Genomic DNA, 15385 nt, shown 5'->3' on the forward strand with positions numbered 1-15385 from the left:
GCGGAGTGTAGGGCACCCCGCTGACCGGAGGGCTCACGGCGCCCGCTGGTCGTGCATGCCCGGCGGGGACGGCTCACCGCCGCCGATGCTCGTGACCAGCGTGATCACCGCCACAATCTGCGCGGCGAACAGCAGCACCTGCACCCACAGCGAGCGCATCTGATACACGGACAGCAGCAGCCCGGCGCGGGTGGGCCAGTACCGCTTCTCGGCACCGAACGTGTCCAGGTCCATCACCATGGCCGTCAGCGTCAGCACAACGAAGACCAGCAGGGCGCCCAGCAGGTCCTGGCCGGGTTCCTGCGCCACCGCCCGGTCTCCCAGCCAGTCCGCGGCCACCGGCAGCGCGTAGGCCGCGCTGAGCACCGACGCCCGGGTGACGCTCCTGCGGCCAGGCAGCAGGCGCCACAGCACACCCAGCGCAAACCCGGTCCCCACCCAGGAGACGTGCCAGTACACCGTGAACGCCACCAGGTCCACCAGCCCGTGGCGCTGGTGGAGCAGTTCCTCCCAGCCGCCGTCCCTCAAGTGCTCCATCCACAGCATCGCCGCGGTGGCGGGGACCCCGAAGGCCCCGGCGACACCCGCCGCCCGCACCCCGTTGTCCCACCAGTGCTCGCGGGGGCCCCAGGCCAGCGCGACGTCCACGGGGCTGAGGCGCTCCGGCAGCATGGCGTGGCGCCGCCCGGACGCGGCGGAGCCGGGCGGCCGCCAGCTCCAGCGGTGCACCTCGTCCAAGTGCCGTTCGAGCCGGTCCCGGCGCAGCACGCTGTCGTCGGAGTGGCCCTGCTCCAGGCGCTTGAGCTTGGCGTGCGCCTCGCGGTGCCGCCGGGCCATGCCGATCAGCCGCTCCCGGTCGCCCGGCCCGAGGGCGTCCGCCAGCGGGGTGCCGTCGGAGAGCCGGGCCGCGAGGACGCCGTGCCGCCCGCCCCACCGGATGAGCAGCCCGACGGCGGCGAGGTGCGCGGCCAGGAAGACCGCCTCCAGGTTGATGCCCGCGTACCAGCCGAGCGCCGGTGCCACGGCCACCGCGTAGAACACGGCGATCACCAGGCGCTCGGGCGCGCCGGGAGCCAAGGGGCCGCCCTGCGGGCGCCGGGCCCACACGCGCAGCGCGGCGAGGAGAGCCAGGGAGAGGAACCACCAAGCCGTCCAGGCGATCATGTCCTGCCACGACCAGGCGAACCAGACCAGGTCTTCGGCCAGCTCCGCCCGGTGACGTTCGCCGTACTCGGGGACGCCGCGGTCGCTGAGCCAGGACCGCATGTGCCAGTTGCGCTCCGCGGCGACCACCGCGGCGACCACCACGGCCGTCGCGATCACCGCGTGGACGCCTCCGCCGCGGCGAAGCGCCAAGCGGTCGGCCTCCCCCCGCCACCCGCCGATGATCCGTAACCGGTCGAACGCGGTGTGCAGGGCCAGCAGCCAGGCGAGGACCAGGGCCGCGCACGCCGCGCCGAGCAGCCACACCACGTGCGTGGCGGTGTGGCCCGACGCCCCGTCGTGGGCCAACGTGACCGCGGTGGCGACGCCGCCGCCGCCGACCGCCGCGCCGCAGACGGCCGCCAGCACCGTGCGCCTCGCCCGGGCGAGCCCGCACACCACCACGGCCCCGGCCGCGCACGCCAGCGCCAGGTGCCAGGCCTGGCCACCGGTCCACTCCGCCCCTCCGGCCACGTCCGACGCCGCGCTGTAGAGGGCGTCGTCGGGGACGGCGAGAACGATCACGCCCGCGTAGGTGTACGCCGTGACCCGCAGGGCGGTCAGCGCCCGACCCATGGACGGCGACAACGCCGCCCCCGCGAGGTTTTCCAACCGCCCGGCGACCACGAGGGTCAGCACCACCACGGCCAGGGACCAGGCCAGCCCCAGCAGGACCAGCGGGTGCGAGCCGGACGACGTCGCGGCGGCCAGCATGCGGGCCGCCGGCGGCCGGAACCGCACCCGGACCTCCCCCAGCGGGCGGTGGGCCGTCGACGTCCAGGTCAGTCGTGTTCCGTGGTGCCCCGTGGCGGTCCGGGGAGAGACCTCCACGGCGCCGGCGCGGCCGAGATCGACCCGGACCGAGGCCCATCGGGCCGACGCGAGGGCGGCGGGCTTGCGCAGCTCGAGGGTCCAACTGGTGGCCCCGGTGCGCACCAGCCACGGCCCGACCCGGGAGGCGCCCCGCTCGTCCAGCACCCGGAACGCCTCGTACGTCACCACGGCCTCGTCCCCGCTGACCGTCACCCGGGGCTGGCGGCTGCGCCACTCCCACCGGTACGGCTGGGTCTCGCCGCCGTCGAGCAGCAGGCAGCGCAGAGCCGCGCGATAGGGCTCCGAGTCCGGCCCGAGCAGCAGATCACCCGCCGCCGGCCACGATCGCGGCACCCGCACCCGCAACCGGACGTCCACCCGGCTGTAGTCGACCGACCGGTGACGGATCCGCACGGTGCTGTCCACCGTGGCCTGTCCGAGCCGATCGGCCCGGCAGACGTCCTCCCCACCGCCGACGGCCCCCGCCCGCGGCGCGACGAGCAGCAACACCGCACCGAGCACCCCGACAACGGCCGCTCCCCACCACACCGCTCTCCTGTGCATCGCGCGTTCGTTCTCCCCCCATGCCCGCGCGCTGGGCCTCGAGAGTAGCGCCGGCCGCGGACAGCGAGGAGTACTCGTGACGCAAGCGCCGTCGCCACAGCCGTGGTCGGCCACGGGGACCCGCCACGGGCTACCGGGCGCGGCCCGATCAGCGCCGGGGACGGCGGTGCTCCGACCACCGTCCCTCCACGCTGCCGGCCCACCGCACGCGAGTCCGGGCAACGTCGACAGGTGGAGGACCACCGTCGCGGCATGAATCCGAGGTTTTTCACCCCGGCAGGTTGTGGAGCGAGCCGAATGAGATGACCCGCATGGACGGGCTGAAGACGGTCAACGCGTGGAGGGCCCGCGGAGCGCCGAGTCGTGGAGCGTCTCCCGCGGCAGCACTCGCGTCCGCGGGGCGGTCCCCTTCGACGTCCCCCGGTTCGGCGGGCCGCGGTTCGAGGCCGCGCCGCGGTCGGTGCCGCCGCCGTGTGCCGGCGGGACACGGTGGTTCCGGGACCGATTGCCGCTCGCGTTCAGGGGCCGGGCGCGGCGCACCGACCACAGGGAAGAGACCACACGATCGTTCCTCGTGCCCGGGGTCGTACTCATTTCGACCTGCACGGCCGGGGAGGCGTCGCTTCCCCCGTGCCCGGGTGTCGGAGCGCCAGCGGATCACTCCGCTGGGGTGGCACCAGCCGCGGACGGCCGGTGTCTTCCCGCTTCGCCGACCCCTGCCGGGCACCTCCGAGGGTGCCTGGGCTCATGAGGTCTCCACGGGCGTTTAGCGTCTCCCGCTCATCGCAGGCGACGTTCCGATCAACCAGAGGTGCGTGCCGCTCGATGTTCCGGGCCGCGTTCACGCCCCGGTCCAACCGCAGCCCGCATCCGGCGTTGCCGCACACGAACATCCCGCCGTCCGGCGTGCGGCGTGGGCTCTGCCACCCGCAGTGCGAGCACGTCGTACTCGACGGCCACCCGCGGTCCAGCACCGCCAGTCTCGACCCGTACCACACCGTCTTGTAGCCGAGCTGCCGCCGCAGCTCGCCCGGCGATGCCGCCGGATCCGCCGGGTTCGGCCCGGCCGTCCGCCGCCCGCGCCGCCGCCCGACCTTGAGGGCGCCCCGCGTCGAGGCGGCCGCGGCCTGCGGATGCGGGTCCTTCACGGCGACCACGCAGAACGCGGTGGCGAGCCGCTTGGTGGTCTGGTGCAGTGCGCTCTCGCGCCGCACGGCGAGCTCATGGTGCAGCCGGGCCACGCGCCGCCTGGCCTTCTCCCGGCGCACCGAGCCCTTCTGCTTGCGGGACAGGGCCCGGTACGCCCGCTCCAGGCGCCGGACCGCCCGCCGCAGGTGCCGCGGGGCGTCCACCAGCTCCGAGGCGGGCACGTCCGGGTCCAAGGGCTTGGACAGCGCGGTGGGCACATGCCCACCGGCGTCGACCCCGACCGGGCCGCGCCGGCGCTGCCGCCGCGTGGGCAGGTCCGGGACCTCCATGGTGACCTCGCACAGCACGGAGGCGTACCAGCGGTGCCCGCCGCGTACGACCGTCACGGCCTTGATCCTGGCCTGCCCCCGGTCGATCAGCCGCGCCAGCCGCTTCGCCGACTCGTGCAACCGCACCTCGCCGATCTTCGGCAGGCGCAGCCGACGGTACCCGGCGAATCTGATCGTGCCGTACAGACGGAAAGCGTCCCGGCAGCGCCCCTTCTTCTTGAACCGCGGGTAGCCGACACCGCGCCCCGACCGCTTCCCGGTCAGGGAGTCCAGCCAGTTCTTCCACGCCGTGTCCGCGTCGATGAACGCCGACTGGAACGCGTAGGTGCTCACCTCGTGCCACCACGGGCACACCCCGTCCACGCCGTCCCGGGAGTCGCCCTTCGTCCGGTTCAGCGTCTTCTGGATGGCCGGCTTCGTCGGGATGGGCACACGGACCTTCCTGCGGGCCTCGTCCTCCGAGAAGCCCTGCTCGACCAGGGCGGCCACCTCGGCGCGCCACTGCTCGTGCGCCTCCACCTTGGCGGCCAGGGCGTGGTTGAACGCCCACCGTGCCGCACCGGCGTGCCGGGAGAAGTCAGCCACCTGGGAGGTGGTCGGATCCAAAGCGAACCGGAACGCCCGTAACTGCTCCACCCACATGTCCCTGCCTCCTGACGCCAAGCGGAAACGACCAGGCACGGCGCCTGACAGTGGCCCCGGCAGCCGATCTCGGGGCCTGCGACGGCGCGCGGACGTCCCTGTCCGGCCGACACACGGCCGCGGCAAGCGGTTTCCCCTTCGGACGCCCGTCGCGGACGCCGCCGGACCCGGCGGCCCGCGACCCACGGGCGGTGCTGAGGTGACCCTCCGCCCATCAGCGGGTACGGAAGGACGAGCGGGACGACGTGTCCACCACTCGTTGTGCCGGTCGGCGGGTCTCCGGGGAGGACCCCGCCCGGCCTCTCCAGGCCCTCACCTCACTCGCCGTCATCGACGAGTGCATCACCGAGCCGCCGGCGGGACACCACCACGGTGAGGTCTCGCATACGCCATCACGTCTCCCGAGGGCGCAGCCTCCGCGGCAGTGCTGGTTCTGGCGGCGCGCGCGGTCGTGACGGTCGCAGTCAATCCCGGCTTGGCCCGGTTCGGCCGTACAGACATGACTTGCTCCTGTGCGTGCGCGTCGGCCCGGTGGAGCGGCGCGGCATTTGCCGCTCCCTGTCGCTGAGCACAAGAATGCACTCTTCCGGCCACGATGTCGTTGACTGTCGCTGTCCAGTTCTTGACGATCCGTGCCCGCTGTCCCTCCGTCACACCGCGCTCCCAGGCCTGGCCGCCGCGTCTCGGCGAAGTCGCGGGAAGCCCGCGCCGGCACCCCGCGGTCGGTGATCCGCGCACCCGCGGGTGTCGGCGGCTGTCGTTGCGTCGGGTCTGTGTTCAGGCTCGGGTGTGCAGGGCGTGGTGGGTGGTGGGGTGGAGGGGGATGACGGTGTGCAGGCCGAGGATGTGGATGACGTCGGTGACGGGGGGTTGGGCGCAGCTCAGGCGGAGCCAGCCGCCGGCGTTGCGCAGGGTGTGGTGGGCGCGGATGAGGGCGTTGGCGCCGGCGCAGTCCATGAAGGAGGTGCGGGTGAGTTCCAGGACGACGCGTGGTGGGTGACCGGCCGGTGGGATCAGGGCGCGGTGCAGGAGGGCGGCGGCGTTGTGGTCGATCTCGCCGTCGGCGGTGACCACGACGACGCCCTCGGGTGTGATCGTGCGGTAGAGCCTGACGCGTGCGTGCGACATGCTGCTCACCTCCTTCCGGCGCTCTCCCAGGGATGCGGCTGACCGTCCCCCTGCTCGCTGCGGCGCATGAGCCCACCTGCCGAACGGTGCCCGCGGCCACGGGGGCCCGCGGCCGGGTTCGGCCGGCAATCCTTCGATCAGGCCAACCGGATCCAGGCCCGGACGGTCTTGCCCGGCCCGGTCTGCTCCGTCTCCACCCTCAGGCACAGCGCGTGGACGAGTTCCATGCCGTGCTGCCCGACCCGGCTCGGATCCTGCGGGCGCGCCCGCGGCCGCGCGGGTGAGGTGTCGGTGACCGCCACCCCCAGCAGCCCGGGCTCCGCTCGGAGGGTCAGCCGGCACGGACCGGGCGCGTGCCGCACCACGTTGGTGACCAGTTCGCTGACCACCAGCAACACCGCCGACCGCGCGGCGTCCCCCACCGCGGTCCCCAGGACACGCAGCCGATCGAGAAAGGAAGCTGCGAAGTCCCGCGCGGCCGGGATCATCGACGCATCGGCCTCCCACCGCGCGGTGACACGCAGCGGCACCGGATCGGCCACTCCGCGCTCACTGCCACGCCACTGCTCCTTATGCATACGTGTTCGCATGCCCGCAGACCGGCTCCTCACGCCGCACTCCGTCACGACGACGGACCTGTCGGTGCGGGCCGGACGCAGGGACCACGGCACCGCCGCGCCCTGCGACCGACGGCACCGCGGGGCCATGGACACGGACTCGGCCCGGCTTCCCCCACCTCCGCGGTGACCGCCCACCAGGCACGGAGCTTCCACCGCGCCGACCGTCTCCGCCCACCTGCCCGGTGACCCCGCGCCGCGCCGCTTCGTCCTCATGCGGGCATGGCGCCACGGCGGGCTCAGGGTGCGGCGCCGGCGCGGCGGCCCAGGAGGTAGGAGGCGGCGGCGATCGCGGCGAGGCCGGGCAGACAGGTGCGGCCCTGGCCGCCGTGGGAGCGGGGCGGGGGTGTCTGCTGGACGCGGAGGCGCAGGTCGCGGGTGGCGATGTCGGTGCCGAGGCTGCGCCACTGCTCGAGGGCCGCGGTGCTGCCGAGGAGTACGTCCAGCCAGGTCGCGGCGAGGTGCTGCGGTGAGGACTGCTCGCCGGTCATGTGCCGCAGGATGCGTCCGATCTCCTTGGTGAAGACGTCGCTGAGCACCATCTGCGGGTAGAGGTGGCGCACCGAGCCCTCGATGTTCCCGAAGGATTTGCCGAGCAGCGTCGAGCAGGGGGCGGACGCGATGCCCCGCCGACTGGCCTTCTCCAGCACGGAGGTCAAGGCGGCGCCGAAGTTCAGTTCGGAAAGGCTCGCTCCGGACAGCCGCGGGGTCAGCGCGGCCATGTCCGAGGCGAAGCCGGCCAGGTCCGCCCACGGGGTGGGATGGCCCATCGCCGTCCAGGCATGGGCCAGGCTGTGGCCGTCGCCGCGGGCCATGGCCATCAGCACCAGGGCCAGGTGCATGCTGGTGCGCCGGTCGATGCGGCCGACCATGCCCCAGTCGATGAGGGTGGCGCGGCCGTCGGGGTCGACGAAGATGTTGCCCGGGTGCGGGTCGGCGTGGAAGAACCGGTCGATGAAGTACCCGCGGTACATGAACGTCAGCAGGTCCCGGCAGATCGCCTCACGCTCGGAGTCGGACAGCGCCACCTGGTCGGCGTCGCGGATCGGGTGCCCTCGGGCGAGGGACTGCACGAGCACCCGGGGAGTGGCGTGCAGCACCTTGGGGACGCCGAGGGTGGGAAAGCGGCGGAGCGCGGTCCTGGCGCGGTCCATGTTCGCCGCTTCCGCGGTGAAGTCCAGTTCGGGCTCCATCGCGTCGAAGAGGCCGTTCAGCATGGCCTCCAGGTCCATCACCGCCGAGAAGCGCGGCGCGGCGCGGGCGACGAGCCGGGTGGCCCGCCGCATCAGCACCATGTCGGCGCGCACCGCGTCGCGTACCCCCGGGCGCTGGATCTTCACCACGGCGGTGCGGCCACCGGCCAGCGTGACCCGGTGCACTTGGGCGACGGAGGCGCTGCCGAGCGGCCGGACGGTGTCGATGTCGTCGAAGCGGCGCTTCCAGTCCGGTCCCAGATCGCCTTCGAGGATGGGCTCCAGCACGCAGAACGGCTCCGGTTCCACCTGGTCCTGGAGGTGTTCGAGTTCCGCGGCCATCGAGGGCGGCACCAGGTCCGGGCGGGTGGCGAGCATCTGCCCCGTCTTGACGTAGAGGGGCCCCAGGCGTTCGAGGGCCTGGCGGACGGCCACCGCGCGGCGCTGGTCGCTGTCGGGAGCGTGCCGCGCGGCGGCCCGGCCCTGTTCGGCGAGGATGCCGCCGAGGACCCGGGTGACGGTACGGAGGCGTGCGCCGGCGGTGACCGTCATGGAGGTGTGTTCTCACTCTCGTTCGGTGGCCGTCGGCACCCGGGAGGGGCCGACGGCGTGGCACCGGCTTCGGGGGATGCGGGGCTAGGGGGCTAACTGCTGCCTTTCCTGGCGGCGGGCGCGCCGACGGCCGACAGCGCGGACACCAGCTCGAGGAGCTTCTCCACCAGCGCGCTGAGCTGGGCGATCTGCCGGGGCAGGGCGGCCAGGCTCTCGGCGAGTGAGGTGGCGTTGCCCGCCGCGCCGGCGAGGCCGCCGAGAGCCGCCAGGGGTGCGCCGGCCGCCGCCAGCGGGTTGGCCGCCGCACCGCCGCCCAGCAGCGCCTGGAGGGGGTGGTTGCCGGCGCCGGCCGTGAACGCGGCCGGCTGGTGCGCGGCGCCCGCCGCGGTGATCAGGCCGGCCAGCGCCGGGGCGGCGGGACCGGCCTCGACCAGGGCCCGCACGGTGCCCAGCGGCAGCCCGGCCAGCGCGGGAATCGAGGCCAGCGCGGCGAGCGAGGAGGCGGGCAGGTCCTTCCCGGTGCTGTCGTCCTTGTCGTCGTCGCGGTCCAGCAGGTCGTCCAACGCCTTCTTGTAGTCGTCGGTGACGTCACCGATGAGGTCCTTGAACGTGTCGAAGGTGCCCATGCGGGTTCTCCCTGGGGTATGGCCGGGTCACAGGACGAGCCCGCCCGACATCTCGATGACCTGGCCGGTGATGTAGCGGGCGGAGTCCGAGGCGAGGAAGCAGATGAGCGCGGCGACGTCGTCGGCGGACCCGAACTCCCCACTGGGGATCAGCGTCTTGAGGCGCTCGGTCTGCGGTGCGGGGATGGCCGCCGTCATGTCGGTGCGGATGAAGCCGGGCGCGACCGCGTTGACGGTGACGCCCAGACCGCCGAGTTCCTTGGCCAGGGCCTTGGTGAAGCCGATGATCCCGGACTTGGAGGCCGCGTACGCGGTCTGGCCCGGCGCTCCGTGGATGCCGGCCACGGAGGTGACGTTGACGATGGTGCCGCGGCGCCGGCGCACCAGCGGCATCACCAGCGGCCGGGTCACGTTGTACATGCTGCCGAGGTTGGTGTCGACCACCTCCTGCCACTGCTCGGGGCTCATCCGGGCGAAGACCACGTCGTGGGTGACGCCCGCGTTGTTCACCAGGATGTCCAGTTCGCCGCCGAGGAGCCGCACCGCCTCGGCGGCGAACTGCTGCGCCTGGGCGGTGTCGGACACCCGGCCGGGCAGCGCCACGCAGCGGCGGTCCGGGTGGGCGGCGCCCAGCTCCTCGCACAGGGCCTTCGCGGAGGCGGCGCTGCGGTGGTAGCCGAACACGACGTCTGCGCCCTGCGCCACGGCCCGCCGGACGACGGCCGCTCCGATGCCGCGCGAGCCGCCGGTGACGACGCAGGTCCGGCCCGCCAGCGGCGCGGCGTCCTGTCCGGCGCGGGCGGCGCTCGCCCCGGTCCGCGCGCCGGCTGCCGTCTCGGCGGTCACGCGCCGGCCTGCGCGGCGTCGAGCAGCGGGAGCGTGGCCTGCTTGGCCCGCGCCTCGCGTTCACGCAGCACCGCGTAGCGCTCCTCGGCCAGCAGGGCGCAGATCGTGGGCGTGTAGAAGGGCCCGTCGCCGACGAGGGTGATGCGCTCCTCGGTGACCTGGGCCATGCCGCGCCGGACCAGGGCGTCCCACACGGTCGCGAACTCGTGGTACAGGTCCGTGCCCATCGCGGCCCGCAGTCCGGAGCGGTCCAGCTCCATGTTCAGCATCTGCCGGAAGACGGTCGCCAGCACCCAGTCCCGCGGTGTCTGGCGGAACGCCCGCTCGATCGGGAAGCGCCCTTCGTCGACGGCGCTCTTGTACAGCGACAGGTTGCGCTGGTTCATGTAGGACCAGCAGTGCCCGGCGTCGAGCGAGGCGGCGCCGAAGAAGGAGATGCCGGCGTACCCCAGGCCGACGGCGTCGGTGACGTCGTCGGCGTACGGACGGTAGCCCTCGCGGAAGTCCGGGACGATGTCGGGGGCCTTGCGGAAGCTGTAGGCGCCGTGCTGCTGGTAGCCCTCCGAGAGCAGGTAGTCCCGGCCCTCCCGGTACATCTCCAGGTTGCTCAGGGTGCTGGGCAGCTCGTGGTACCGGTTGAGCGCGAAGTCGGTGGGGCCGCCGACGTTCAGCTCGTAGTGGGTGATGTCGTGCACCCCCCAGGAGACCAGGGTCCGCAGGTCCTCCAGCATGGTCCGCACGGTCTGCTGCGGCCAGCCGAAGATCACGTCCACGTTGGCGGCCAGGCCGAGCTCCCGCGCCCACTCCAGGCTCTGGATGACGTGCCGGGTGGTCTGCTTGCGCCCGCTGAGCTTGTTCAGGCGCTCGTTGATCTGCTGGACGCCCATGCTGATGCGGTTCATCCCCGAGTCGTGGATGGCCTGCATCTTGTCCCGGGTGAAGAGCTGCGGGATGCCCTCGAGCGTGATGTCGGCGGACTGCTGGACATCGGGGAACAGGCGCCTGACCAGATCCATGATCCGGTGGTAGACCGGGGGGCGGTACAGGTTCGAGGTGCCGCCGCCGAAGTAGGCCGAGCCCAGGGTGGCGCCCTGAAGACCCTCCCGGTACAGCTCGGCCTCGCGCTCGACGTAGCCGTAGTAGTCCTCCAGCGCGTCGTTGCCGCGGAAGTCCTCGACCGGGAACAGGCAGTAGCCGCACTTGCCGGGGTCGGTCTTGATGCAGTAGGGCACGCCGATGTAGAGGAACACCGGGGTCCCCTTGCCGGCGGCGTTGAGGGCGCGGCGGTCCTCGACGACCTCCTCCATCGGCACGGAGGACTCGTTCCAGTAGCGCGGCGAGGGAAAACCGTGCTGGATCTTGTTGACCTGGCGTTGTCCGAGTTGCCGGTCGAGATAGTCCTCGACGAACGCGCGGTCGAGCATCAGCCGGACTCCTTCCTGTGGCGTGAGGGGGGCTCGGCGGAGACGTCCGAGCCCCGGTGGTGAGGCGTCGGAACCGCTCAGGCGGGGGTGCCGGCCGGGGCCGGCGTGCTGTCCGGGCCGAGGGTCAGCACCCGGTCGAGCAGGAAGTCGGCCAGCCCTTCGACGGTCTGGTAGTCGAGGGCCTCCATGGCCGCGAAGCGGAATTCGAGCTTCTCCTGGATGCGGCGTTGCAGGGCGGTCACCTTCAGGGAGTCCAGCCCGATCTCCAGCAGGGCGAGCGAGGGGTCGATGCCGCCGGCGACGTTCTCCATCTCGGCCGAGACCTTGCCCAGGGTCTCCTCCACCTCGACGGTGAGCCAGGCGACGACGGCCTGCCGGCGTCCCTCCCGGTCCAGCGGCAGGAGCTGATCGAGCAGTTCCCGCCGGGACAGGCCGCGCCCGCCGGTGACCGCCGCCTCGGCCGCCGAGCCGGACGGATCGGCCAGCGCGCCCGCGTGCCGGAACTCCACGCCCTCCAGGGCGGCGGCCACCGCGCCGTCGTCGTCCAGGGCCACCACGTCGACGAGGAAGGCGTTCGGCGCGTCGTGCGGCAGCCGGCGCACATGCGCCCAGATCCGGTCGGGCAGCGGCGAGGGCAGGAACAGGCGCCCGACGCGGACCGGGACGTATCCGCCGGGACGCAGGTCGCTGCCGGGGGTCAGGAACGGCGCCGCGGCCAGTTGGAGGCAGCCGTCGAGCACGGTGGCCGTGCGGTGCGGGTGGTCCTCGTCGGCCTCGTGGGGGGCGGCGGTGATCCGCGCCAGGGCCCCGTGCTCCCCGGGCGGGGCCAGCCACAGCTCCCGCACGGTGGCGAAGTGGAAGCCGTGCTCCAGGCCGCCGTCGCGCAGCATGCCGTACAGACGGGTCGGCGGGGTGGCCCCGGTGACGGTGGCGCGCAGCGCGTCCAGCGCGGGGCCGGCCGGCGCGGAGCCGGCCCGGGACACCGTGCCGTGGCAGTGCTCGGTCCACGAGCCGCCGCCCGTGTCCGCGGCGATGGTGAACCGGCGGCCGGCGCCGGGCTGCCCGCCGGGCACGGCGAGGGTGAGCCGGGCGACGGTGGTGGCGTCCTTGTGCAGCACGAGCGGGCGGGAGAAGTGCACGTCGCGCAGCTCGACGGCGCCGGTGCCGCCGGTGTCGGACCAGGCGCGCACGGCCAGCTCCAGGTAGCCGGTGCCGGGGAAGACGGTCGCGCCGTGCACGCGATGGTCCGACCACGGTGCGGTGGTGGTCAGCGGCCGGTCGTGGATGGTCGTCTCGGGACTGGGCGCGGGCACCGAGGGCGCGGGGGCGGAAACCGGCTCGGCGGTGGTGCGCACGCCGCTCGCCGCGGTGTCGGAGCGCCCGTCCCACCAGTACCGGTCCTTGCGGAAGGGGTACTGCGGCGCGGCCGGGCTGCGCCGGTAGCGCGGACCCTGGTACAGCCTCGGCAGATCGATCGGGACTCCGGCGGTGAACAGCGCGCCTGCCGTGTCGAGCAGGTGGCGCACGTCCCGCCCGTCCGGTTCCAGCGTGGGCACGACGGTGACGGGGGTGTCGTCGGCGGCGGTGACCGCGTCGGCGATGGCGCGCAGGTGCCGGGTCAGGGCGCTCTGCGGGCCGATCTCGACGAGCGCGGTGCAGCCGGACTCGATCATGGCCCGCACGGCGTCGTGCAGGCGGACCGCCTGCCGGGCCTGGCCGGTCCAGTGGTCGGCGCCCTCGTCGCCGGTGAGGGGGCGGCCGGTGAGGCAGGAGATGACCGGCGTGCCGGGAGCGGTGGGCGTCAGGGCGTCGGCGCGGGCGTGCAGGGCGGGCAGGACCTGGTCCACCAGCGGGGAGTGGAAGGCGTGCGAGGTGCGCAGCCATGCCGTGTCGACGCCGGCCCGCGCGGCGAGGTCGGCGATCTCCTCGACGGCCGCGGCGTCCCCGGACAGGACCACGCTGGCGGGGCCGTTGACGGCGGCCACCGCCACGATGTCCTGCCGGCCCTCCAGCCAGGGGCGGACGGTCCGCTCGCTCGCGGAGACGGTGAGCATCCGCCCCGTGCGCGGCATCTCGCTCATCAGCCGGCCGCGCGCGACGCTGAACCGGGCGGCCTGCTCCAGGGTGAGCATGCCGGCGGTGCACGCCGCAGTGATCTCGCCGATGCTGTGGCCGGCGACGGCCGCGGGCTCCACTCCCCAGGAGCGCAGCAACTCGGCGAGGGCGTACCCGACGGCGAACAGCGCGGGCTGGGCGAGGCGGGTGTCGTCGATGCCCGCGGCGCCTCGCGGCGCGTTGGGCGCCTCGCCGAACAGCACGTCGTGCAGGCGGAGGCCGAGCTCGTCGTCCATCGCCCGCGCGCAGCGGTCGATGGCGGCCGCGAAGACCGGTTCGCCGGCGTACAGCTCTCGGGCCATGCCGGTGTACTGCGTGCCCTGGCCGGTGAAGACGAAGCCCACCGCCGCGCGGGGGCGCGCCCGGCCGGTGCGCAGCGCCGCGGGGGTGCGGCCGGTGCGCCACTGCCGGAGGCTGTTGGCGAGGTCGGTACCGGAGCTGCCGGTCACCGCGAGCCGGTGGCGCAGCCGGGCCCGGCCGGCCGCGGCGGTGTAGACGGCGGCGGGAAGGTCGGCGGGGGCGGTGCGGGAGAGGTGGTCCGCCCAGCGGTCGGCGAGTTCGTGGAGGCTCTCGACGGACTTCGCCGACAGCACCAGCAGTTCGTCCGCGCGGGGGGCGGCGGCCTGGTCGCCGGTGTCCCCGCCGGTGGCGGGGCGGGGGGCCGGAGCCTCGCGGAGCAGCGCGTGGGCGTTGGTGCCGCTGTAGCCGAAGGAGTTGACCGCGGCCATACGGGGTGTGCCGTTCCGGGGCCAGGGCACCGGGGCGGTCGGGATCCGGACGGGGGTGCCGGTGAGGTCGATCTTCGGGTTGAGCCGTTGCAGATGGAGGCTGGGGTAGATGGTCTCCCGGTCCAGGGACAGGGCGGCCCGGACGACGCCGAGCAGGCCGGCGCCGGCCTCGATGTGGCCCATGTTGCTCTTGCCGGAGCTGACCCACAGGGGGTGGCCGTCCGGGCGTTCCGCGGTGCCGTAGGTCCGGGCGATGGCCTCCATCTCGATCGGGTCGCCGACCGGTGTGCCGGTGCCGTGGGCTTCCACGTAGCCGACGCGGGAGGGATCCACGCCGGCGCCCGCCAGAGCCTTGCGGATCACGCGGCGCTGACTCGCGCCGTCGGGGGCGGTGAGGGTGCGGGTGCGGCCGGTGTGGTTGACCGCGGTGCCCACGATGGTCGCCAGGATCGGGTCGCCCTGTTCCTCGGCCAGCGACTGGCGTTTGAGGACGGCGGCGATGCAGCCTTCGCTGCGCACGTAGCCGTCGGCGCCCGCGTCGAAGGAGCGGCACTGCCCGCCGCGGGAGAACAGGCCCATCTTGGAGAAGGAGATATGCACGTTGGGCGCGAGGATCAGGTTGGCGCCGGCGACGACTGCGGTGTCGCACTCACCGGTGAGGATGGACTGCCGGGCCAGGTGCAGGGCGACCAGCGAGCCGGAGCAGGCGGTGTCGACGGTGACGCAGGGGCCCTGCATGCCCAGGAAGTGGGCCACGCGGCCGGCGCTGATGCTGTCGGTGTCCATCGCCTCGTAGGCGGTGATGGCGGCCAGGCCGCCCTTGAGCTTGAGCGTGGTGTAGTCGTACGCCATCAGCGCCACGAACAGGCCGGTGTCGGTGCCGGACACCTCCTCGGGGTCGTGTCCGGCGTGCTCGAAGGCGTGCCACACGGTTTGCAGCAGCAGCCGCTGCTGCGGGTCCATGTGGGTGGCCTCCACGTCGGACATGCCGAAGAAGGCGGCGTCGAACCGGTCGACGTCGTCCACGAAGCCTCCGTGCCGCACGTAGGTGCGGCCGGCCTCCATCGGGTCGGGGTGGTAGAGGTCGTCGACCGCCCACCGGTCCGGCGGGATCTCGCGGATGCAGTCGCGGCCTTCTTCGAAGACGACGCGGGCCTGGTCGAGGTTGCGCACTCCTCCGGGGAGCGTGCAGCCGACACCGACGACGGCGAGAGGTTCATTGTCCAACGGACGCCTCCTTGCAGTGGCTGGGCGGGATGGCGCGGAGTGGATTCCCGGTTCGCGTGAATCGGCCGGCATTGCACGGCCGACCATGTGGGCACGTCGGCGCGGCCGTGCGTTCGGCGGCGTTGCGGAGTCAGAGCCGGGACATCGCTGGTGGGTGCTGGTGACGGACAGAGCCGAGGCTGCTCACCCGTCTGCCCTGGGCGGGGCGGACCGCACTGCGGCGGCCCGC

The 15385-nt window shown here is 73.7% G+C and carries 9 protein-coding genes; all 9 read right to left on the reverse strand.

Features of this window, described 5'->3' with window-relative positions; genetic code table 11:
• Positions 1-33 precede the first annotated feature (33 nt).
• On the reverse strand, positions 34-2580 hold the full coding sequence (locus tag ACYVO2_RS05080; RefSeq protein ID WP_461006364.1) for a DUF6185 family protein: 2547 nt from the start codon (positions 2578-2580) through the stop codon (positions 34-36).
• Between the two features lie 590 nt (positions 2581-3170).
• Positions 3171-4643: an RNA-guided endonuclease InsQ/TnpB family protein gene (locus tag ACYVO2_RS05085; protein WP_461006365.1), complete on the reverse strand. Its 1473-nt coding sequence runs from the start codon at positions 4641-4643 to the stop codon at positions 3171-3173.
• A gap of 834 nt (positions 4644-5477) precedes the next feature.
• On the reverse strand, positions 5478-5828 hold the full coding sequence (locus ACYVO2_RS05090) for an STAS domain-containing protein (protein ID WP_461006366.1): 351 nt from the start codon (positions 5826-5828) through the stop codon (positions 5478-5480).
• Between the two features lie 137 nt (positions 5829-5965).
• Positions 5966-6370 carry an ATP-binding protein gene (locus ACYVO2_RS05095; RefSeq protein WP_461006367.1) on the reverse strand — a complete coding sequence of 135 codons (405 nt, stop codon included), beginning with the start codon at positions 6368-6370 and terminating at the stop codon, positions 5966-5968.
• A 314-nt stretch (positions 6371-6684) separates the two neighbouring features.
• Complete coding sequence (locus ACYVO2_RS05100; protein ID WP_461006368.1) at positions 6685-8190, reverse strand: ABC1 kinase family protein; 1506 nt, start codon at positions 8188-8190, stop codon at positions 6685-6687.
• Positions 8191-8282: 92 nt separating this feature from the next.
• Positions 8283-8816: a hypothetical protein gene (locus tag ACYVO2_RS05105; RefSeq protein WP_461006369.1), complete on the reverse strand. Its 534-nt coding sequence runs from the start codon at positions 8814-8816 to the stop codon at positions 8283-8285.
• 27 nt (positions 8817-8843) lie between these two features.
• Positions 8844-9662, reverse strand: coding sequence for an SDR family oxidoreductase (locus ACYVO2_RS05110; RefSeq protein ID WP_461006370.1), 819 nt, complete (start codon positions 9660-9662; stop codon positions 8844-8846).
• Positions 9659-11086, reverse strand: a complete 1428-nt coding sequence (locus ACYVO2_RS05115) for a coproporphyrinogen-III oxidase family protein (protein WP_461006371.1) — start codon at positions 11084-11086, stop codon at positions 9659-9661. Before ACYVO2_RS05115 ends, ACYVO2_RS05110 begins: the two co-directional genes overlap by 4 nt.
• A gap of 77 nt (positions 11087-11163) precedes the next feature.
• Complete coding sequence (locus tag ACYVO2_RS05120) at positions 11164-15156, reverse strand: type I polyketide synthase (protein WP_461006372.1); 3993 nt, start codon at positions 15154-15156, stop codon at positions 11164-11166.
• Positions 15157-15385: the final 229 nt, after the last annotated feature.

The organism is Streptomyces capparidis (genome assembly GCF_054782095.1).